The 20,925-nt window shown below is 73.5% G+C and carries 22 protein-coding genes; 18 read left to right on the top strand and 4 right to left on the bottom strand.

The genetic code is table 11. The annotated features are described in order from the left end of the window. Positions 1-162: 162 nt before the first annotated feature. Positions 163-1,425 (bottom strand): MFS transporter, encoded by a 1,263-nt coding sequence (locus ACLJOK_RS09625; protein ID WP_410817708.1) that lies wholly within the window; start codon positions 1,423-1,425, stop codon positions 163-165. A gap of 160 nt (positions 1,426-1,585) precedes the next feature. On the opposite strand from ACLJOK_RS09625, the gene ACLJOK_RS09620 reads away from it, so the two are divergent. Together ACLJOK_RS09620 and ACLJOK_RS09615 are read left to right on the top strand one after the other, a co-directional pair. Next, the gene (locus ACLJOK_RS09620; protein ID WP_410817706.1) at positions 1,586-2,575 is read left to right on the top strand and encodes a LacI family DNA-binding transcriptional regulator; all 990 of its coding nucleotides are present in this window, start codon (positions 1,586-1,588) and stop codon (positions 2,573-2,575) included. A gap of 91 nt (positions 2,576-2,666) precedes the next feature. Beyond that, positions 2,667-3,395 carry an alpha/beta hydrolase gene (locus ACLJOK_RS09615; protein ID WP_410817704.1) on the top strand — a complete coding sequence of 243 codons (729 nt, stop codon included), beginning with the start codon at positions 2,667-2,669 and terminating at the stop codon, positions 3,393-3,395. A 12-nt stretch (positions 3,396-3,407) separates the two neighbouring features. Here ACLJOK_RS09615 and ACLJOK_RS09610 read toward each other — a convergent pair whose 3' ends face one another. Then, positions 3,408-4,532 (bottom strand): FUSC family protein, encoded by a 1,125-nt coding sequence (locus ACLJOK_RS09610; RefSeq protein WP_410817703.1) that lies wholly within the window; start codon positions 4,530-4,532, stop codon positions 3,408-3,410. Positions 4,533-4,950: 418 nt separating this feature from the next. Next, positions 4,951-5,580 (bottom strand): TetR/AcrR family transcriptional regulator, encoded by a 630-nt coding sequence (locus tag ACLJOK_RS09605; RefSeq protein WP_410817702.1) that lies wholly within the window; start codon positions 5,578-5,580, stop codon positions 4,951-4,953. Positions 5,581-5,646: 66 nt separating this feature from the next. Here ACLJOK_RS09605 and ACLJOK_RS09600 point away from each other — a divergent pair, with 66 nt between their 5' ends. Next, positions 5,647-6,810, top strand: coding sequence for an FAD-dependent oxidoreductase (locus tag ACLJOK_RS09600; RefSeq protein ID WP_410817700.1), 1,164 nt, complete (start codon positions 5,647-5,649; stop codon positions 6,808-6,810). Here the strand turns inward: ACLJOK_RS09600 and ACLJOK_RS09595 are convergent. Beyond that, a complete protein-coding gene (locus ACLJOK_RS09595; protein ID WP_410817698.1) occupies positions 6,780-7,244 on the bottom strand; it encodes an NUDIX hydrolase in 465 nt (154 codons plus the stop codon). The genes ACLJOK_RS09600 and ACLJOK_RS09595 overlap by 31 nt on opposite strands. 171 nt (positions 7,245-7,415) lie before the next feature. Here ACLJOK_RS09595 and ACLJOK_RS09590 point away from each other — a divergent pair, with 171 nt between their 5' ends. From ACLJOK_RS09590 to ACLJOK_RS09520, 15 genes are all read left to right on the top strand, one after another. Continuing rightward, positions 7,416-8,198, top strand: coding sequence for an LppM family (lipo)protein (locus ACLJOK_RS09590; protein ID WP_357188164.1), 783 nt, complete (start codon positions 7,416-7,418; stop codon positions 8,196-8,198). Between the two features lie 143 nt (positions 8,199-8,341). Next, positions 8,342-8,677 carry a hypothetical protein gene (locus ACLJOK_RS09585; RefSeq protein WP_410817696.1) on the top strand — a complete coding sequence of 112 codons (336 nt, stop codon included), beginning with the start codon at positions 8,342-8,344 and terminating at the stop codon, positions 8,675-8,677. An 11-nt stretch (positions 8,678-8,688) separates the two neighbouring features. Then, positions 8,689-9,297: a glycine zipper family protein gene (locus ACLJOK_RS09580; protein ID WP_410817694.1), complete on the top strand. Its 609-nt coding sequence runs from the start codon at positions 8,689-8,691 to the stop codon at positions 9,295-9,297. Further along, positions 9,294-9,992, top strand: a complete 699-nt coding sequence (locus tag ACLJOK_RS09575) for a carboxypeptidase-like regulatory domain-containing protein (RefSeq protein WP_410817692.1) — start codon at positions 9,294-9,296, stop codon at positions 9,990-9,992. The genes ACLJOK_RS09580 and ACLJOK_RS09575 overlap by 4 nt, the downstream gene beginning before the upstream one ends. 23 nt (positions 9,993-10,015) lie before the next feature. Continuing rightward, positions 10,016-11,266 carry a phage tail sheath family protein gene (locus ACLJOK_RS09570; RefSeq protein ID WP_410817691.1) on the top strand — a complete coding sequence of 417 codons (1,251 nt, stop codon included), beginning with the start codon at positions 10,016-10,018 and terminating at the stop codon, positions 11,264-11,266. Between the two features lies 1 nt (position 11,267). Next, positions 11,268-11,750 (top strand): phage tail protein, encoded by a 483-nt coding sequence (locus tag ACLJOK_RS09565; RefSeq protein WP_124815287.1) that lies wholly within the window; start codon positions 11,268-11,270, stop codon positions 11,748-11,750. Next, positions 11,725-13,134, top strand: a complete 1,410-nt coding sequence (locus ACLJOK_RS09560) for a hypothetical protein (protein ID WP_410817690.1) — start codon at positions 11,725-11,727, stop codon at positions 13,132-13,134. Before ACLJOK_RS09565 ends, ACLJOK_RS09560 begins: the two co-directional genes overlap by 26 nt. Then, positions 13,134-14,006, top strand: a complete 873-nt coding sequence (locus ACLJOK_RS09555; protein ID WP_410817689.1) for a hypothetical protein — start codon at positions 13,134-13,136, stop codon at positions 14,004-14,006. The genes ACLJOK_RS09560 and ACLJOK_RS09555 overlap by 1 nt, the downstream gene beginning before the upstream one ends. Further along, on the top strand, positions 14,003-15,595 hold the full coding sequence (locus ACLJOK_RS09550) for a contractile injection system protein, VgrG/Pvc8 family (protein ID WP_410817687.1): 1,593 nt from the start codon (positions 14,003-14,005) through the stop codon (positions 15,593-15,595). Before ACLJOK_RS09555 ends, ACLJOK_RS09550 begins: the two co-directional genes overlap by 4 nt. Continuing rightward, positions 15,595-15,933, top strand: a complete 339-nt coding sequence (locus ACLJOK_RS09545) for a hypothetical protein (protein WP_410817686.1) — start codon at positions 15,595-15,597, stop codon at positions 15,931-15,933. The genes ACLJOK_RS09550 and ACLJOK_RS09545 overlap by 1 nt, the downstream gene beginning before the upstream one ends. Beyond that, the gene (locus tag ACLJOK_RS09540; RefSeq protein ID WP_030489705.1) at positions 15,930-16,364 is read left to right on the top strand and encodes a GPW/gp25 family protein; all 435 of its coding nucleotides are present in this window, start codon (positions 15,930-15,932) and stop codon (positions 16,362-16,364) included. Before ACLJOK_RS09545 ends, ACLJOK_RS09540 begins: the two co-directional genes overlap by 4 nt. Beyond that, on the top strand, positions 16,361-19,036 hold the full coding sequence (locus ACLJOK_RS09535) for a putative baseplate assembly protein (RefSeq protein WP_410817685.1): 2,676 nt from the start codon (positions 16,361-16,363) through the stop codon (positions 19,034-19,036). The genes ACLJOK_RS09540 and ACLJOK_RS09535 overlap by 4 nt, the downstream gene beginning before the upstream one ends. Next, positions 19,017-19,532, top strand: a complete 516-nt coding sequence (locus tag ACLJOK_RS09530) for a phage tail protein (protein ID WP_238679351.1) — start codon at positions 19,017-19,019, stop codon at positions 19,530-19,532. Before ACLJOK_RS09535 ends, ACLJOK_RS09530 begins: the two co-directional genes overlap by 20 nt. Continuing rightward, entirely contained in the window at positions 19,529-20,458 is a 930-nt protein-coding gene (locus ACLJOK_RS09525; RefSeq protein ID WP_410817684.1) for a hypothetical protein, read from the top strand. Before ACLJOK_RS09530 ends, ACLJOK_RS09525 begins: the two co-directional genes overlap by 4 nt. Then, positions 20,455-20,916, top strand: a complete 462-nt coding sequence (locus ACLJOK_RS09520; protein WP_410817683.1) for a hypothetical protein — start codon at positions 20,455-20,457, stop codon at positions 20,914-20,916. Before ACLJOK_RS09525 ends, ACLJOK_RS09520 begins: the two co-directional genes overlap by 4 nt. The last annotated feature ends 9 nt before the right edge of the window (positions 20,917-20,925 follow it).

Below are 20,925 nucleotides of genomic sequence, written 5' to 3'. Positions count from 1 at the left end.
GGCGACGGCGTGGCGATCAATGGAGACGGGTCAGGTCTTCCGGGGTCAGACGTAGGGCTCCGGCGGCGATGTTCTGCGCCAGGTGGTCCGTGGGCGCGGGCGACCGCTTCCACGGCCTCGCCCTGCGCGGCGCCCGCGCCCGCCGCCCGACGGCCAGGTGGGTTAGTTTTTACCTACCGACGGAGCAGTCTCAGCGGAGTGCGGCGGGCGCAGCACCGGCACCAGCAGCAGGGTCGGCAGCAGCAGCAGCGGCACCGCCAGCAGCGCGCGGAGGGTGCCGACCTCGTCGCCGACCAGCCCCAGCAACGGCGGGCCACCGAGGAACGCGGTGTAGCCGATCACCGCGACCACGCTCACCCGCACCGCCGCGTGTGCCTCGTCGTCGGCCGCCGCGCTCATCCCGACCGGGAAACCCAGTGACGCGCCCAGGCCCCACAGCGCGACGCCGACGACGGCCACCGGCCCGGAGCCCGCCAGCACGGCCAGGCCGGCGCCGACCACGGCGAGGCCGATGGTGCCGCTGAGCACCGGCACCCGACCCCACCGGTCCAGTGCGATGGTGCCGACGGTGCGGCCGACGGTCATGCCCACCACGAAGACCGCGAAGACCGCCGCGCCGGCGGCCTCGCTCAAATCCCGCCCATCGATGAACGCCACGGCCAACCAGTCGTTGGCGGCGCCCTCGGTGAACGCCGCCACCAGCACGAACAGCCCGATCAGCAGGGTGCGCGGCTCCCGCCAGGCGGCAAGTTGCGCCCGGCGACGGGCGGCCGGGGTGGCGTCCGCCGGGTCGCCGGTGTGATCGCTGCCCACGGGCAGGAACGTCCGGGCAGCGAGCGCGGTGCCGGTCAACACGACCACCGCCACCGCGACGAGATGCGCGCCGACCGACACGTCGAACCGGGCGGCCCCGGCGCCGAGCGCCGCTCCGGCCACCGAACCGAGGCTCCACCCGGCGTGGAAACGGGGCATGATCGTACGGCCCAGCCGCCGTTCGACCGCCGCGCCCTCGACGTTCATCGCCACGTCGCAGGCGCCTGAGCCGTAGCCGAGGGCGACCAGTCCCAGGGCGACGATGGCGAACGAACCGGTCATCGTGGCACCCAGCCCCGCCACGGTCAGGCCGACAGCGACCAGCACGGTGGCCATCGTGACGGTGCGGGCCGCGCCGAATCGCTGGGCGAGCAGGCCGGAGGTGGGCATGGCCAGCAACGCGCCGACGCTCATCGCCAGCAGCAGCAACCCGAGTCGGCCGGCGGAGAGGTCCAACGCCTCCCGGACCGCCGGGACGCGGGAGAACCAGCTGCCGACGGCCAGCCCGTTGAGGGTGAAGGTGACAGCGACACCGTTGCGGGCGAGCCGCACCGTCCGCAGGGTCGGCGATGCGATGTCCGGGGCTACCGGTCGACTGGTGGGGGCGCTCACGAGGGTGGGTCCTCTTTCTCGGGGTGATCTCCTGGCACGATCGCACACCTGAGAGCGCTACCACCACAACCGGCAACCGCCCCTTACCGCTGCTGGTCCGGCCGGGGCATGATGTGAGCAGGCGTTGGTCCGACCGGACGGGCCGCCGCAGGAGGCGACGATGACGACAGCGGCACACCGACCGGCCACTCTCGAGGACGTGGCCCGGGTCGCCGGGGTGTCCCGGTCCACTGCGTCGCGGGTGATCGCCGGCACCGGGTTCGCCTCACCGGCCGCCCGGAAACAGGTCACGGCAGCCGTCGATCAGCTCGGCTACGTGCCCAACCCGGCCGCCCGAGCGCTGGTGCGGGGCGGCGGCGTACGCCTGGTCGTGGCCGTTCTGGGCACCAGCGCCGCGGTGCTGGACGACCCGTACGTGCACCAGGTGGTCGGCGCTGCCGCCCGAGTGTGCACGCCCGCCGGTGTCGGGGTGGCGCTGTACTGGCTGCCGTTCGGCGACCCCCGCAGCCTCGACCAACTCGACGGGGATCGCAGCGTGTGCGGGGTGATCCTGGTCAACACCACCGAGGAGCTGCTGGCGGCGGTGCCCCGGTCGCTACGCGGTCGGGTGGTCTCGATCGGCGTCGGCTCGGCGACCGTGCCGTCGTTCGACGTCGACAACGCCGCCGGCTCCGAGGAGGTGCTGCGCCATCTGTACGCGTCGGGTCGCCGCCGGATCGCCATGGTGACCGGCCCCCGGTGGCTGCCCTGCGCGCAACGCCCGGTGCAGACGTACCGCCGACTCATGGCCGAGGCCGGCCTACCGGAGCGGATACTCCCCGGGGACTTCAGGGCGGCGCGCGGCCGGACGGCGGCCGGCGAGGCGCTGCGCCGCTGGCCAGACATCGACGCGATCTACGCGATCAGCGACGACACCGCGCTCGGGGTGATCGCGGGCCTGCGGGACGCCGGCGCGCGGGTGCCCGGTGACGTCGCGGTGGCCGGCTTCGACGACATTCCGTTGGCCGGGATGACCGCCCCGGCCTTGACCACGGCGAGTCATCCGGTGGGGCGGATCGCCGTCGCCGCGGCCACCGCCCTGCTGGACGGGCGCCCGGCGGCTCCGGTGACCCTCTTCCCGTCCGCCCTGGTGGCGCGGGCCAGCGCCTGAGTCGGCGCCCGGTCGAGAACGCTGACGGTTAACCCCGTACGGGCCGGGTAACCGCGTCGCACCTTTCGTCCACCGCGAGGAGCGCCGACCCGTGTCCGACTCCGCGCCGTCGCACTGGGACCCGGCGCCGAGCCCCCGGGACGGCAGGTTGAGCGCCCGCCGCCACCCGCCGGTGGGGCCGGGCCGCACCGGGCTGGTGCCGATGACCGGCCCTGACGGTGACCGGCTGGCCCTGGGGTACGCCCCGGAGCCGGCGGCCGACGGTTCGGCGTACCGGTTGGTGCTGCTCCTGCACGGTGCTGGCGGTTCGGCGCGACGAGGGCTGGACCTGCTGTTGCCGGTCGCGGACGCGCAGCACCTGCTGCTGGTCGCCCCGGACTCGTCGGCGGCCAGTTGGGACCTGATCGCCGGCGGCTTCGGGGCGGACGTGGGGCGCATCGACGGGCTGTTGGCGACGGTCTTCGACACCTACCCGGTGTCCGACGTGACGGTCGGTGGGTTCTCCGACGGCGCCTCGTACGCGCTGTCGCTGGGCCTGGCGAACGGCGATCTGGTCGACGCGGTGCTGGCCTTCTCCCCCGGTTTCGCCGCGCCACCGGTCACCCACGGCCGACCACGGATCTTCATCTCGCACGGCGTCGACGACCGGGTGCTGCCCATCGACGTGTGCAGCCGCCGCCTCGTCCCCCACCTGCACGACCTCGGCTACGACGTGACCTACCAGGAGTTCCCCGGCGGCCACGACCTCCCCGCCCCGATCCGAGATTCCGCCATCGACTGGCTCACGGCCCACCCTTCAGGGGCAGCAAACCACAGTTGAGCAGTGCGCAGGTCAGACCGGCGGGAGGCCGAGGGCGTCGTCGACGCGGGCGAGGACGGCGGCGTCGTCCTCCGGGTTGACGCCGCGCAGCAGGTCGATGGCGGTGGCCCGGACCTGACCGATGATCATCGCTAGGGGGAGGGTCTGCGTGGGGCCGAAGAGCTGCCCGGCGGCGTGCACCGCGGCCAATGCCGACTCGTCGGCAAGTGTGGCGTGCTGGTCGGCGGCCTCCTCCTGCCCGTTCAGGTCGGCGGCGAGGGCGGCACCGGCCTGACGGACCGCCTCGGCCAGTGACCGCAGGGCCGCGCCCAGCTCGGGCGGGGCCGGAGTGTGCAGCCGGCTGAGGGTCACGCCCGCACGGGCCAGCACCCGGACGTTACGAACCGCGTAGTCGATCTGCCGGATCGACTCGTCCACCGAACGCAGCCGACCGATGTGCCGGCGTCGACGGACGTTGAGCCGCAGCGCCTCACCGGCGGCCAGCACTCCGTCGCGCAGCCCGTCCACCCGGGCGTCCATCCCCCGCGCCTGCCTCAGCGCGGCGACCGCCGCCGGCTCGTCGCGGTCGTCCAGCGCGTCGGCGATCCCGCCCAGCAGCCCGGCCAACTCGTCGAAGGTCCGCCGCACCTCGGCGACCAGCGGCGCGAGGGGATGCCGGGCGTCGACCAGCAGGCTGGCCGCGAGGGCGACCGCGCCGCCGACCAGCGCGTCGACGAAGCGGAACGGCACCAACGAGCCGTCCGGCGGTGCGACCACCACCAGGTAGAGCGCGGAGACCGCCGCCTGCACCAGCGTCACGCCGGTGGCGCCGAAGGCCACCGCGAGGAGGACGGTGAGCAGGATGACGGTGAACACCGTCCAGGTGCTGCCCGAGCCGAGCGCCTGCACCACCAGGTCCGCGACGAGCACCCCGGCGGCGACCCCGAGGATGACCTCGACGGCCCGGCGGATGCGCTGCCCCCGGGCCTGCCCGAGGACGATCAGCGCGGCGGCCGGCGCGAAGAAGGGCTGCGGGTGCCCGAGCAACCGGGTGGCCAGCAGCCAGGCCACGGTCGCCGCGACTGTCGCCTCCAGCACCGGCCGCCAGCCGTGCCGCAACCGCCCGCCGGCCGTCCGCAGACCGCTGAACCGCACCATCACCCAACCTCTCCCACCCACGCGAGCCGGCCCGCCAGCCCCGCTCCAGCTACCGGCGCCACGCCGCACCGAGGCACTACACGACACCCTCCATCAGCTCACGGCAGCGCACCGCCAAAGCGCGACACCATGCCGCCGGCTCACCGCAGCATGCTGTCCGCTCCCCCTCTGGAGCTGATGCCCCAAACGAATCAGGCTCGATGTCGTAAACGATTCAGCTCCAAAGGACCGGCCCACGGCACCAGGCCGGCGGGCCACGGCATCCCCGAGGCGATCGTCTCCCATCACCCGTCGGACCTGATCACCGGGCTGCTTTGCGCCCCCGGCCCGGGTGCCCGCACACCACCAGGCCCGCACGCTGCCGGGCCCGCACCCGACCAGGCCCTTGCGGCGCGCTCGTCGAACGGCGTCGGTCGGGTCAGCTTCCGGTGAGGGCGCGCAGCAGCGTACGGACGGCGGCGCTCAGGTCGTCGCGGCTGGCCGCGGTGCCGGGCGGTGGGGCGCTGAGCGCGCCCGCGCCGGCCAGTCGGTCGAAGAGCAGCCCGTCCACGTACGCGACGAACTGGTCGCCCTGCCGGTCGGGGTCGGTGGCTCCGGCCCGGGTCAGCAGGTCCCGGGCCTGCACCCGCAGGCCGGTGCCGTGTTGCAGGATGCCGCGCAGCTCGGGCCGGTGCACCGCCTCCAGCAGGCAGGCGTAGCGGGCGAGGCTCCGGCTGCGCCCGGTGCTCAACCAGCGGTCGAGCACCTCGGCGACGCCGGCGGCGAGCGCGTCGAGGTCGCCGCTGTCGAGCCGGGGCGCAGGGGTCGGGGGTGGCGGGCCGGTCGGCAGGTCGTACGCGGCCAGGTCGACCCGGTCCCGTTCGGCGAGCCGTCCGACGACCGCCTCGATCAGCGCCTGTCGGGTCCGCAGGTACGCGGAGGTGGTGCCCGGCGGCATTCCGGCGCGGCCGTCGACCGCCCGGTGGGTCAGGGCTCGCATGCCGCCGTCGGCGATCAGTTCGATGGCCGCGTCGGTCAGCGACGCGATCCGGTTCGCCCGCGCCGTCATGGCACTCCTCCTTTCCGGGGTCCGGAGGTAGTATCGCTCTTCTACAGCTGTAGAAGGAGGATCGACATGGACGACTCACACGCGGTGGTGGTGGGCGCCGGCATCGGCGGGTTGAGCGCGGCGCTCGCCCTGCACCGGCACGGCTGGCGGGTCACCGTGCTGGAGCGCGCCCCCGAGATGCGCGAGGTCGGCGCCGGCCTGAGCCTGATGGCCAACGCCGTGCGTGCTGTGGATGCTCTCGGCCTCGGCCCGGCCCTGCGCCGGGGTGGACACGGTGAGGCGCCCGGCGGGATCCGCAACCGGCACGGGCGGTGGCTGTCCCGGGTGGACGCCTCGGAGATGATCAGGCAGCTGGGCACCACTGCGCTCGGCGTGCACCGGGCCACGCTGCACCGCACCCTGCGCGAGGCCCTGCCGGCCTCGTCCCTGCACACAAACGCCACAGTCCAGCACGTCGAGTCGGGCCCGGACCGTGCCGAGGTGCGCTATCAGGGGCCGGACGGCGCGCACACCCTCAGCGCCGATCTGGTGGTCGGCGCCGACGGCCTGCGCAGCCGGGTCCGCGCCCAGCTCTGGCCGCACCACCCCGGCCCGGTGTACGCCGGATCGACGACGTGGCGGGCGGCCATCGCGTTTCCCGATCCGATCCCGGCCGCCATCACGTGGGGGCCGGGAGCCGAGTTCGGCATGGTGCCGATCGGCGACGGCCAGCTCTACTGGTACGGCGCGCTGAACGCCCCGCCCGGCGGCCACGCCCCGGACGAGCTGGCGGCCGTGCGGGAGCGCTTCGGCGACTGGCACGACCCCATCCCGGCGCTTCTCGCGGCAACCCCACCCGATGTCGTGCTGCGCAACGACATCCACTACCTGGCCGAGCCGCTGCCCTCGTACGTGCGGGGGCGGGTGGCGCTGCTCGGCGACGCCGCCCATCCGATGACACCCAACCTCGGGCAGGGCGCCGGGCAGGCGATCGAGGACGCGGTGGTGCTCGGCGCGGTCTGCGCCGGCGGCGCCGAGGGAGTCCCGGCCGCCCTGGCCGCGTACGACGAGCAGCGTCGACCACGCAGTCAGTCCGTTGCCCGTGCCTCCTACGTCGCTGGGCGGTTCGGACAGCAGCTGCACAACCCGATTGCCTTCGCGATGCGGACCGTCGCGTTGCGGGTCACCCCGGGCCGGGTCGCCCTGCGCAGCATGGCCCGCTACGCGGACTGGCGACCGCCGGCGGCCTGAGCCGGCCCGGCGATCCGGCCGGTGGCCAGGGCGGCGTACTCCGCCGAGGCGAGGAACTCGGTCAACACCTCCACGGTGCCCGGCGTCCACGGACGACCGTCGAGCACCTCGGCGCCGGGAACGAAGAGCATCGCCGCGCCCTCGCCGAGCACCACGTCCTCCTGCTGGGCCCTGGTGCTGCCGAGGAAGTAGTGCTTCACCAGATCCAGCTCGGGCAGCGACTGCACGGCGACCGGGTGCAGTGGCCCGTCGGGCCGCAGGCCGGTCTCCTCCAACAGCTCCCGCTCGGCGCTCTGCTCCGGCGTCTCCCCCGGCTCGCCGTGGCCGCCGGGCAGCCCCCACACGTTCGGATGGTGCGGCGCGTCGCCGTCGCGCAGTTGCAACAGCAGCTGCCCGTCGGGATCTACCAGCAGGACGCACGCGACAATTCTCATCGGACCAGACTACGGCCGACGGGGAAACCGTCGTGGCCCCAAACCTCCAGAATAGTCATTCGGGTCGTCGTCGGAGCTAATCAAAGGCGACAGCTCGCCGGTACAATCGGCGACTTCGTTGTGACCGATCGCTGACTGCTGATAGTGAAATCGATCACACACACTGAGCCCATGAACAGGAGAGTCAACCGCGGTAGGGCACTCCGCGTCGCGGTGTGCCTCCTTCTTCTCGCCGCGCTGAGCGGCTGCATGCAACTCAACATGGGGTTGACCGTCAACGCCGACGACACGGTCGACGGGCAGCTCCTGCTGACGGCCCAGAAGTCCGTGCTGAGCGGCCGTAACAAGAACCTCCCGGTCGCCTTCGCGGAGTTGCGGCAGAACATCCCCGCCCTACCGGCGGGCGAGGAAACCCTTTACCAGGACGACACTTTCTACGGCTCCCAGATCAGTTACCGCAAGGCGCCGCTGGCCGGTTTCGACACCGAGAGCGTGAAACTGGTTCGGGACGGCGATCTCTACCGCTTCACGCTGCCGCTCGATCCCAAGAAATATGGCGGAAAGGTTGCGGAGCAGAATCCGCAAAACCAACAGGCGTTCCTCAAGCTCATGTCGTTCGAGATCTCGGTGACATTTCCCGGCCGGGTGATCGACAGCAATGGCACCGTCAATGGCCGCTCGGTCAGTTGGAAGGTCGATCCCAACCAGGAGAAGCCGGCCGAGTTGCGGGCCGTGGCCGAGGCGCCACCTCGACCGTCCACCTCGCCGGTTGCCGCCGGCGAGGAGGACGACGGCGGGTTCCCCTGGCTGCTGGTCGTCGGCGGTGTCCTCCTCCTGCTGCTGCTCGCCGCGGTGGGCGTACTCCTGGTTCGCCGCCGTCACCCCGCGGCGCCGGCTGCGCCCGGTCCGACCCCGCCGCCGGGCCCGCCCGCCGGCGCCCCGGGGCCCGGCTGATTCATCTGGTGGCCGGCTCAGCCGGCCACGCCCGGCCCCGGCCGCCCCCGAAACGACGGCGACCGGCCCCGGTGTCCCCCGCGGGGGCGCCGGACCTCACCACCACCACATCCCGGTCGCACCATCGCAGAAGGGGGATCGTCATGAACGATCTCTTCACCTGGGCAGCCCTGGGGAGCATCGCCGGCGCGAGCGCCGCCACCCTGCTGGCCACCAACGTCATCGGCGGGCTGATCGGCCCGAGCGGCGACAAGCTCCGCAAGTGGATCGCCATCGCCATCGCGCTGCTGCTGTCCTACGTGACAGCGGCGTTCGCCGACGAAGCCGGCGGCGAGAAGTGGGTCATCGCGTTCTTCAACGCGCTGGTCATCTTCTCCGCCGCGCTCGGCGTCAACCAGTTCCCGCCCGGCAACCGACAGGCGACGCCGACCCAGGTCGCGAGCGGTCGTGAGCCCCGAGTCTTCCGTTCCTGGGTCTGAGGGGTGCCGTCATGGTCTTCGGAATTCTCAGCGCAGCCGTTCAGGTCGGCTTCGGCGCCCTGCTCGGCTTCCTCGCCGGTGGCCCGATCGGGCTGCTGATCGGCGCCGTCGTGGGCCTGGTGATCGGCGCGGTCTTCGGCTGGTCGGTGGCCTCCGCCGGGGTGTACGCCTCGGACGCCCGCGGCATCTTCCTCTTCGTCGTCGACCACACCTGGAGTCTGCTCAACACTGTCGTCGGCGCCATCTACCTGACCGTGCACCTGATCTTCGGGCACTCGCTGGACCGGCCCACGTCGCTGAACAGCGGTCGGGTCAGCGTGGTGGAGGGGGTCTCACCCCGCTACGCCACCACCATCGGCACCGTCTGCGCCGGCTCCAACTCGGGCATCCAGCGGCACGAGGACGTGCACATCTTCCAGGGTCGCCTGCTCGGGCCGCTCTACATCCCCCTCGTCCTGGCCAACTACGTCCTGTTCACCATCGCGCCGGTGTGGCTGCTCTACCACGACCACACCAACGCGCCGATCAACCGCTTCACCCGGTACTTCGAGATCGGCGTCTACCCGCACGTGTGGAACGAGGCCATCGCGTACCGGATCCAGGGGACGCCGCCGCGATGACCACCCACGGGCGCGGACCGATCGAGACCGCCACCGCCGAGCTGGTCGCCTGGGTGACCAGCGCGGCGGGGGAACCCGTCCCGGTCGGCCCGCCCCGCGTCTGCGACGACGCCGACGGGCTCACCCTCTGGCCGATGGAGCTGCGCCCGGCCCGGCAGACCCGCTCCAGCGGCGCGGTCCGCGAACCGTACCGGTTCACGGTCCGCCACCTGCTCTGCGTCACCGGACCGGCCGGGTTGTCCCGGCTGGACCGGGTGCTCACCGCCGCGACCAGCGACGGCACCTACCCCGTCGTGCTGGAGGCCGGCGACCCACCTCTGTGGACGGCATTCGGTACGGCACCCCGGCCGGCGCTGCTGATCGACGTGGCGGCGCAGGTGGACCACCCGACTCCGGCCGCGCCGCCGGTGCTGCAACCGCTGCGGTTGCGGCAACTCGACGTGCGCAGTCTCAGTGGGCGGGTGGTCGGCCCCCAGGAGCAGCCACTGGCCGCGATGCGGGTCGAGCTGCCCGGCACCGGGTCCGCCACCCGCACCGACACCGAGGGCCGGTTCCTGATCGTCGGCGTCCCGCACGACCCCGAGCACCCGAGCCCGGTCCGGCTGCGGCTGACCGGACGCGGGCTCGTCCTCACCGCCGACGTCGACCCGGCCGGGGACGACATCGTCATCGTCTGCGCGCCACCGACCCACTGACACCCACAGGCACAGGAGGACCGATGCCCAGTTACTTCTCCCCCGGCATCTATGTCGAGGAGGTCCCCAGCGGCGCCCGACCGATCGGGCCGGCGAGCACCAGCATCGCCGCCTTCGTCGGCGTCGCCCCGGACCGCTCCGCCCACCTGGGCAAGGCGGTGCCGGTCAACAACTGGACGGAGTTCCTGCGGCTCTTCGCCGGTGGGGAGCGGGTGGAGAGCACCCCGCTGGCCCGCGCGGTCTTCGGCTTCCTGGACAACGGGGGCGCCCGCTGTTGGGTGGTCAACGTCGGTGAGGGCGGCGCGATCACCGGCTCCGGACAGCGGCGCGGCGGTCTGCAACTGCTGGAGGCCGTCGACGAGATCTCCATCATCGCCGCGCCCGGCTTCCACGACGTGGTGTCCCACGAGGCGCTGCTCAGCATGGCCGAGCGCACCCGCACCATGGTCGCGATCTGCGACCCGGCACCGGACATCGACGACATCGCCGCGTTGACCCGGGTCGCCACGCCGTCCTCCGGCAAACCCCCCAAGCCCGCCGAGGGTACGGGCGGCGGTCCCGGCGGCGGTCCGGCCCAACCGGGCGGCTCCGGCGGCCACGAGGGGGCCGCCTACCGGCCGCGACAGTCCGAGTTCGGCGCCTTCTACTACCCCTGGCTGCGGGTCCGCGACCCGATCAGCGGCGAGTTGGAACTCACCCCGCCGAGCGGGCACCTGGCCGGCATCTGGGCCCGCACCGACGCACTGCGCGGGGTGCACAAGGCCCCGGCGAACGAGCCGGTGCGCGGCGCCGTCGACCTGGGCTACCTGGTCACCCGGCCGGAACACGACGTGCTCAACCCCAAGGGCGTCAACGTGATCCGCTACTTCGCTGGCGAGGGCATCCGCGTCTGGGGCGCCCGTACGCTCGCCGCCGAGGCCAGCGAGTGGCGCTACCTCAACGTCCGACGCCTCAGCATCGCCATCGAGCAGGCCATCGCCAACGGCACCCGGTGGATGGTGTTCGAGCCCAACGACTTCACCCTCTGGCGTTCGATCCGGCGCGACATCGGGGCGTTCCTCACCCGGGTGTGGCGCGACGGCGCGCTGCTGGGGCGCAGCCCCGAGGAGGCGTTCTTCGTCAAGTGCGACGAGGAGACCAACCCGCCCGACGTCCGCGACGCGGGCATGGTGATCGCCCACATCGGCATCGCGGTCGTCAAGCCCGCCGAATTCGTGGTGTTCAAGCTGAGCCAGTGGGCCGGCGGCACCGAGACCGAGACGATCGGAGGCTGACATGCCCACCACCGCCACCCCGCAACCCGGGGCCCCGGTCGACCCGTACCGGGCGTACAACTTCCGATTGCTCATCAACGGCGTCACCAACGGCCACTTCACCGAGATGACCGGGTTGGAGGTGAACATCCCCGGGCAGCCGTACCGGGAGCACGGCCTGGGTCGGATGCGGATGGTGCCCGGCCAGGCCGAGTACGAGCCGGTGACGTTGCACTTCGGCATCACCGCCTCCCGGGAGCTGTGGGACTGGGTGAACGCCACCGCCCAGGGCACCCTCAACCGGCGCAACGTCTCAGTGGTGCTGCTCGACTCGGTCGGGACGGCCGAGGTGCTGCGCTGGAACCTGATCGACTGCTGGCCCACCCGGTGGCGCGGGATGCACCTCAACACGCTCAGCCACGAGATCGCCATCGCCTCGCTGACCCTGCGCTACGAGGGCCTGGAGCTGGAGACCGGCGGTGCCACCGCGCCGACGCCCGCGTAGCTGGCTGGCCGGCCGGCTGCGCTCGGCGGCCGGGGCGGTGCAGCGCCTCGCCGGGCGGTTCGAGCCCGCCGACCACCTTCCGCCACCGCCGCAGACGCCCGCGGCGACACCACGCCGGTTCGGGGAGCCTCCGCAGCACTGGCTGGACCTGGTCGCCGCCCACGCCCCCGGTCTGCTGCACGACCTGGACCTCGCCCCGTCCCCGGCCGGCAACGCCGAGGCCGCAGCCCGCAGCGACGGGCAGGGCGAGTCGACCGGTCGGGCCGACGCCGACGGCGCGGACGCCAGGTCCGGCAGGTCCGGCAGGTTCGGCAGCAAGGCCGACGTGGGCGGTCCCGGTGCGAGCGGGGACGAGGAGCCGACGAGGTCGCGGCCCGAGAGCCGGACCGGCGGGCCGGGTCGCCCGTCGCGGGCCGGTAACCAGCCCGACGGTACGGGGACCCGTGCTGCCGACCCATCCGGCGACAGCACGCCTTCGTCCCGCTCGGACCTGATCACCCCCCCGGCCGGATCCACCTGGCCGGACACGTCGACCCCGCCAACCGGTTCGACCCGGCCGGCGGGGCCGGGCGCTGCGGTGCCGCCGGTACGGCGGGCGGCCCGGGGCGACGCCACGGCCCTCGACACCACAGGCCTCGACACGACAGCCCTCGACACCACGGCCATTGACGCGGGCGGGCTGAGCCGAGCGGATGGGCCCCGGCAGCCGGTCCGCTCCATGGTCTTCGGGCCGCACAGTTCGCCGAGCGGCCGCCCGCACCGGTCGGAGGCCGAAGCCACCCGAACCACCTCGCGGCCGCCCCTGGACGAACTGTGGTCCGGCGAGGTCGACCACCGGCGACCCCCGGAGTCGTCCCCCGTACGACCCACCGCCGACCGGCTCTCGGATGGTCGCGACGGTTTCCGGGGTGACTCGGCGGATGGCCAGGCCCGGCCCGGAGAGAACCAGAGCGGGCAGTCGCGTGGTGCTGCACCGAGCGCGGCCCGGACGTCGCGAGGGGACACAGTTGCAGTGCACCGCCCTCTGGACGGGCCGAACCGGGGCGGGGTCGGCGCGTCCTGGACCGGCTCAACGGCGACGGGCGCCGGAGACCCGTCGACCTCTGCACGCGGCGAGGTTGACCGCCTCGTGGACGGTGGACCCTGGCTGGCCCTGCCCGGCGAACCGGCACAACCCGGGCGACCGGTCGCGCTGCGCGACGGCCGGACAGGAACGGCCGGCGGCGGACAAACGACCGGAATCGAGAGGCCGCCGCCCAGCGCGGCGCGCAACGTCGACCCGTGGCCGGCGCTGCCCGACGACACCGCGCTGTGGTCGGTCGCCGGCGCGGCGGTGGACACCGCCCAGCTGACCCGGCTGGACCGGGAACAGGCGGGTGACTGATGGAACGTGTCGCCTTCCTCATCGACTCCTCAGGCGTTCGGGTGGACTGCCTGCTCAACCCGGAGACCGTGCAGGTGACCCGGCTCGCCGGCGTACGCCAGCGGGGCGCCGGCGGCGGGCAGCTCACCGGGTCCGGTCTGGCCGACGATCCGCTGGTCTTCACCGGCGGGGGTCGTACCGAGCTGGTGCTGGACCTGCTCTTCGACGTCGACTTCGTGGAGGCGCAACTGCGTCCGGCCGACGTCCGGGTGCTCACCCGTCCGCTGTGGATGCTGGCGGAGAACTCCACCGCCGAGCATGGTTGGCTGCGACCGCCGTTGGTCCGGTTGGTCTGGGGCAAGACCTGGAACGTGCCCGGTGTGATCATCGCGGTGGCGGAACGGTTCGACGCGTTCACCGGCACCGGGTCGCCGCGACGGTCCTGGTTGCGGCTGAAGCTGGTCCGCGCCGCGGAGACGGCCGATCAGGCCGAGGCCGGCTTCGCCGAGGAGTTGGCCGCCGCGAGCACCCCGACCGCCGCGCCGGGCAGCGCGGTGATCGCCGCCGGTGACGGCGCGGCCGAGCCGGGTCGCTCCGGCGTGCGTTTCGACCTGCTGGCCAACGACGCGCTGGGCTCGCCGCTGCGCTGGCGGCTGCTGGCCGAACACAACCGGATCACCGATCCTCTCGCCGTGCCGGCCGGCACCACCCTCGCCGTCCCACCGACCGCCGGCACCGGTGCGGTGACCGGGTTGGCGCAGGCGGTGGTCGGCGCGGTGGGCGCGGGAGCGTCGTACCTGGGTACTGCGGTCGCCGGCGCGCCGTGGAACGCGGCGACCGGCCCGACCGGCGCGGCTCCGAGCGCGTCCGGCAACCCCGGGGGTACGCCGTGACCAGCGTCGCGCCCCGGGCGTTGATCGTCCTACTCGACGGCGTCGAGCTGGTCGGCGCGGCTCGTCAGCGGGTCCGCTCGCTACGGGTGGCGGCCCGACTCGACCAGCCCACGCAGGCCGAGTTGGTGCTCGCCACCACCGCCGGGACCGGCGCGTTCGACCCGGCGGTACGCCCCGGCACGGCGCTCGACGTTCGGCTCGCCGACCACGCAGACGCCCTGTTCACCGGTGAGGTCACCTGCGTGGAGGTGGAGTACGCCGCCGACGGGGCGGCGGTGCTGCGGCTGCGGGCGTACGACCCGCTGCACCGGTTGCGCAAGCGGCAGGGGTTACGGGTCTTCACCTCGGTGACCGCCGCCGAGCTGGCTCGGGAGCTGTGCGGCGCGGTGGGGCTGGCGGTGACCGCCGAGGTCGACGGCCCTCGGTTGGAGCGGCTGCTCCAGCACCGGCACAGCGATCTGGAGCTGCTGCGCGAGGTGACCGGCCGGGCCGGGCTGCACCTGGCCGCCGACGGTGACGGCGTCCGGCTGGTCACCCTCGCCGGCTACGGGGAGCCGGTCGCGTTGACGCTCGGCGCGGGGGTGCACACGGTGCGGTTGTCCACGAACACCGACCAGGCCAGCGGTGCCAGCGCGGCACTGGGCTGGCACCCGCAGCGGGCCGAGGTGATCAGCCAGCAGGTCGACGAGGCGCGCTGCGGCCGACCCGCCGACGACCGCCCGGACCCGGCCGACGTGGGCGCCGACGGCGTTCGCACCGCCGTGGACCAGCCCGGCCGCAGCGACGACGAGCTGGCGGCGCTGGCCCAGGCCCGCCTGGACACCCGGGCGGCGACGCTGGCCACGGCCGAGGGGGTGGCCGAGGGCGACCCGGCGCTACGGCCGGGCCGCCGCGTCGACCTCGGCGGGGTGCCCGACCCGGTCGCCGGGACGTACGTGCTGACCGAGGTGGTGCACACAGTCGACGGCAACGGTCACCTGACCCGTTTCTCCACTGTGCCGCCGGCCACCCCGGCGACCCCGACCGGCGGCGCGGCGGTCACCCTCGGCAGCGTCACCGACGTCGCCGACCCGGACGGGCTGGGCCGGGTGCGGTTGACCCTGCCGGCGTACGGGGACCTGGACGCCGGCTGGCTCGCCGTGCTCTGCCCCGGCGCCGGGCCGGGAAAGGGTCTGGTGGCGCTGCCCGATCCGGGCGACACCGTGCTGGTGGTGCTGCCGGCCGGCGAGCCGGCCTCGGGCATCGTGCTCGGTTCGCTCTTCGGCGCTGTCGAGCCGTACGACGCGGGCATCGACGACGGAAAGGCCCGCCGCTGGACGATGCGCACCGCCGGCGGGCAGTCGATCGTCGTCGACGACGTGCGGCGCAGCCTGCGGCTGGGCACCGAGGGCGGCAGCTTCCTGGAATTGACCCCCGACCTGGCCACCCTGCACGCGGCGTCCGACCTGGTGATCTCCGCACCCGGCCGGGCCATTGTGGTGCGCGCCCGCAGCGTGGACTTCCTGCATGCCGACTCGACCGAGGACCCGACCACCGCGGCGGAGCAGGCCCGTTCGCTTGCCCGCGCCCACCACCAAGGAGGCGGCTGATGCGCTGGATCCACAGTGACTCCGTGATCACCTGCGATCACGACGGCCGGGTCGAGAACCGACCCTCGCGGCAGTGGGTGACCGTCACCGGTGTGCCCGTGCTCGTCGACGACGACCCGGAGGGACGCACAATCATCGCCTGCCCGAACTACGGACCGACCATCAAGCCGTGCACGACGACGCTGACCGTCCGGGTCGGCTACAGCGAGTGGGTCCGCGTCGACGGGCACCGGGTGGTGCTGTCGCACCTGGAGGGGTTCACCAACGGCACACCGCCGGGGCTGGTCAAGCACACGGTGCGCGACCCCGCTCAGGGGTTCCTGGGGGCGGACCGATGAGGGCCTTCCGCTTCGTCGGCGCCGGCTTCGATGCCGGCCGTACCGGCGGGTTGGCGCTCACCGCGGCCGGCGGCCTGGCGATGACCGAGGGCGACGAGAGCGTACGGCAGGCTTTGTTCCTGCTCCTGTCGACGACGCCGGGCGAACGGCTGATGCGACCCGGGTACGGCTCCCGGCTGCACCGGTTGGTCTTCGCGCCCAACGACGACACCACGGCCGGTCTGGCCATCCACTACGTCCGGCAGGCCATCGCCCGTTGGGAGCCCCGGGTCGAGGTGATCGACGTGGACGCCGGGCCGGACCCGGACGACGCGTGGCGGTTGGTGATCCGGTTGGACTACCGGGTGCGGGCCAGCCTGACACCCGGGCAACTGGTCTTCTCCGTGGACCTGCTCCCGGTCGACGAACCCGCCCAGGGAGGAGCGTCATGACGCTGCCTGTGCCGCACCTGGACGATCGCGGCTTCCTCGACCTTGTCACCGAGGCCCGGGAACGGATCCAGCAATCCTGCCCGGCCTGGACCGACCTGTCAGCGCACGACCCCGGCATGGCGCTGGTGGAGACGTTCGCGCACCTCACCGAGGTGATGATCTACCGGTTGAACCAGTTGCCGGAGAAGGCGTACGTCTCGTTCCTGAACCTGCTCGGGGTCACCCGGCACGCGCCGACAGCAGCCTGGGCGGACGTCCGTTTCACCCGTACCGGCACCGACCGCGGCGCGGTCCGGATCCCGGCCGGGCTGCGGGTCGCCGCGGCCCGGGGAGCGGACCCCCGACCGGTCCTGTTCGTCACCACCGAGCCGACGCTGCTGCCCGCCGACGAGACGTCGGTGACCGTGCGGATGCACCACTGCGAACCGGTCGAGGCGGAACTGCTCGGGGTGGGAACCGGCCAGCCGGGGCAGGTGCTGCGCGCGGCGCACGCGCCACTGACGCACACCGCCGAGGCGCTGGACCTGCTGCTCGGGGTGGAGGTGCCGGCCGGCACCGTCGAGCTGGGCGCGGCGGCCCGCGAGCACGACGGTCGCACGTTCGAGATCTGGCGGCCGGTGGACAGCTTCGCCGGGCTCGGCCCGCAGGCCAAGGCGTACCTGGTCGACCGCTGCTCCGGCACTGTCATCTTCGCCCCGGCCCTCGACCTGCGACCCCCCTCCGGGGCGAGCCCGGGCGGCGAGGTCACGGCCGACGCGACAGCGCCGACGAGCACCGTGCCGCCGGTGACCGTCGCGGCGGTCCCGCCGGCCGGACGGCAGGTCCGGCTCTGGTACCGCGCCGGTGGCGGGCCCACCGGCAACGTGGCGGCGGGCACGCTGACCAGCCTGCGCGACCCACTACCGGGGATACGCGTGGACAACTCCGCCCCGGCGGCCGGCGGCCGGGAGATGGAGGCGCTGGAGTCGGTGCTGCTGCGCGGCCCGTACGAGTTCTTCGCCCAGCAGAGGGCGGTCACCGCCCGCGACTTCGAGGTCCTCGCGACAAGCTCCGGCGCGGTGGCGCGGGCGCGGGCGTTCACCCGCGCGGCGGTGTACAGCTTCGCCCGGCCGGGCGAGGTCGAGGTGGTGCTGGTGCCGTACGTGCCGGAGGCGGCCCGGCCGGGCGGTCGGCTGCCGGTGGCGGTGCTGCGGGAGCACGAGGTACCCGAGGCGCGGCACCGGGTCGAGGCGGACCTGGAGGAACGCCGGATGCTCGGCATCCGCTCCCGGGCCACCTGGGCGCGGTTCAAGGCGGTGTCCGTGCGGGCCCGGGTGGTGGTCCGCCGCGAGGAGGACGTGGACGCGGTTCGTCGCCGCATCCACGACCGGCTGCACCAGACGTTGAGCCCGCTGCCCACAGCGCTCAACCCGACCGGCTGGCCGTTCGGCGAGCCGCTGCGGGCGTCCAACGTGTACCGGCTGCTGGAGCACGCCGAGCCGGGGGTGCGCTACGTCGAGTCGGTGCGGTTCGTGGTCGACGAGGCGCCCGACGCGAACGTCCGCGCCCTCGCCGTGGACCAGTACCAGCCACGCACCTGGTACGCGGGGCGCGGCTCGGTGTTGTTCCGCTCCAGCAACGGCGGCGCGGGTTGGGAACCGGCAGGTCGCTTCGACGACGACGAGACGGTGCAGCGGGTGGCGCCGGCGCCCGCGCCGGTGCGCCCGGGAATCGTCGCGCGTCCCGGCTCGGTGGCCGTGGTGACGCTGCGCGCCTCGGGCGGCTCCCGGGTGCACCTGAGCACCGACCTGGGCGAGACCTGGTCGCTGCTCACCGACCTGGACTCGCGGATCTCCGACCTGGCCTGGCTGGACCGTGACGGCGCTGGCGCGCTGCTGGTGGCCACCGACACCGGCCTGTACGAGGTGTCGCTGCTGCCCGGGGCGGTGCCGTTGCAGATCCTGGTCGACCCGACCGACGCCGACCGGGGCTTCTACGCGGTCCGCACGTTCGTCTCCGAGCGGGGCGCGCCGGGCGTGGCGGTGGCGGCGCAGGCCAGCTTCGGGGTGTACCTGTCGACCAGCGGCGGCCGACCCGGAAGCTTCAGCCACGTCGGTCTGGCCAACGTGGACAACCGGGTCCTCGCCGTGCAGTACGACGGCCCGGCCACCCTGCTGTGGAGCGGCGCGGGTGAACCGGATCCGAGGAAGCCCGGCCAGGGCTGCCACCGCACCCGGCTGTTCGAGTCCGACGTGAAGTGGCAGTCGATGCAGGCCGGGTGGGTCGGCGGCACCTGCCGGGACCTCGCGTTCGCCGGCCAGCAGGCGGTGGCGGCCACGCAGAGCGGCGGGGTGCTGCGGCTGGACACCCTCGCCGCCCAGCCGCAGTGGCAGTCCGTGTCGGTCAACTGCGGCTTGCCGTTGCGGGACCGGACCCGGTTCGTGCCGGTCGACGCCATCGCGGTGAGCGGCCCGACGGCCGGGGGCGCTGCGGCCGTCGGCACCGGCGCGGCGGAGCGGTTGATCCTGGCCAGCGGTGAACGCGGCGTGCACCGCAGTGCCGACGCCGTCACCTGGACGCCCAGCGCCAACCAGGCCACCGCCGACGTGGTGACAGTTCCCGATACCTGGCTGCTCTGCTCCGGCGAGCACGACATCGAGGTGGTGCGCCAGGATGCGACGCTCGGCGATTGAACGGCTGCTGCCCGCCGCCTACCAGCGGGCCTGCGTGCCGGGCAGCGTGCTCTGGGCGCTGCTGGACGTGATGGAGGGGCTGCACGCCCCGGACGAGGCGATCCTCGCCGAGGTGGACGCGCTGTTCGACCCGTACCGGGCGCCGGACGGGCTGGTCGTGCGGTTGACCCGCTGGGTGGCGATGGACCACGTGGTGGCCTCGCCCCGGCCGGACACCCCGCTGCCGTTGCCGGTGGGTCGGCTGCGCGACCTGGTGGCCAACGCCGCCCTGCTGGCCCGTTGGCGCGGCACCCCGTACGGGATGCGAAGAGCTCTCGAGGTGGCTACCGGGTTGAGTGGTTTCGCTTTGGACGAACCGGCCGACCAGCCGTTCCACGTCGTGGTGCGGGTGCCGGTCGCCGCCGCCGGTCAGCTCGCCGTGATCACCCGCATCGTCGAGGCGGAGAAACCCGCCTCGGCCACTGTCGAGATCGTCCTGGAGGAGGAGTCGTCATGACCACCGAGTGGGCGGTCGTCGCCGCCGCCGAGCAGTTCACAGTCGACCCGCGCAACAGCGGCGAGCTGACCTTCACCGTCTCCAACCCGGGCAACGCGCCGGACACTGTGGTGTTCGACGTGGCGCCCGGTGACGGCTCCCAACGGGCGTGGTTCACCGTCGCCGAACCCCAACGGGTGGTGCCCGGGCAGGGCTCGGTGTCGTTCCTGGTCAAGCTCGCGGTGCCGGCCGGCACCCCGCCCCGGCGCTACGACATGACCGGGTTCGCGTACTCGGCGAACACCGCGCCGGAGGAGAGTTCCCGATCCAGCGGCCGGGTCACGTACGAGGTGCGGGCGGTCGCGCCGCCACGGCGTACCCCGTGGTTGTGGATCGCCGCCGCCGCGGCGTTGGTGCTGGTGGTGGTCGCCGTGGGGGTGGTGTTGCTGACCCGCGACGGCGAGCCGGCTCCCGGCGAGCCGCGGGTGGTCACCGTCGAGGCGGAGAGCCTGGTGGAGGGCGCGGTGATCAGATCGCCGCAGAACAGCAAGGCGGCCGTGGGCGCGCAGCCCAACTGCTGCGAGGTGACCTGGTCCGAGAACAAGCAGCTGTTCTTCACCGGGCTGGCGATCGGCGATCAGGTCACTGTGACGGTGCAGATCCCGGCCGACGGCGTCTGGCGGTTCGCCGCGGTACGCACCACGGCCCCCGACTACGCCAACACCGTCTTCGCCATCGACGGCAACCAGGTCGGCGGCACGTTCCTCGGCTTCACGCCGACCGTGCGGAAGACGGAGTTCCTGGACGTCGGCACGGTCCGCCTTACTAAGGGCCCGCACCAGGTCACGCTGCTGGTGGTCGGCAAGACGCAGGGCACCAACTCCTACTTCGCCGGGGTGGACACGTTCCGGTTCACCGAGATCGTGGCGCAGGCCGTGGCGCGATGAGTGGTCGGCAGAAGGCGCTGCTGGGGCTGCTCGCCGTCCTGCTGGTGGCGCTCTTCGTGGTCGCGGTCGGCGCGGGCCGCGACGACCGGGGTGATCCGGGGGCCCGGCACGGGTTCGTCGACCGGTTGGGCGCGCTGGGCGGCGAGCGTTCCTCGGTGGATCCGGCGGCTGTCAGCGCCGACTGCGCCGACGAGGCGGGCCGGCTGGAGTTCTCCGGCAGCTGCGTGGTGCGGGTCGCGGACCCCGGCGGGTTGCGCACCCTGGTGCTGCGCAGTGCGGCGCGGTTCATTGTCGTCGCCCCGGCGCCCGGCGACGCCGACCTCACCATCCGCGACGAGGTCGAGCCGGCGGCGGACGGCACCGGCGCCGTGGCGAAGATCGCCGTCGACCAGGCCACCGAGGTGGGCCTGGTCTGCCCCGGCCTGGGCGGCTGCACTGTCGTCGTGGCCACGTCCTGACCCGACCTG

Source organism: Micromonospora sp. 050-3, from assembly GCF_046549335.1.
GTDB classification, from domain to species: Bacteria; Actinomycetota; Actinomycetes; order Mycobacteriales; family Micromonosporaceae; genus Micromonospora; species Micromonospora trifolii.
Note: the sequence above shows the minus strand (reverse complement) of the source record. Positions and strands in the feature narration are given on the sequence as shown.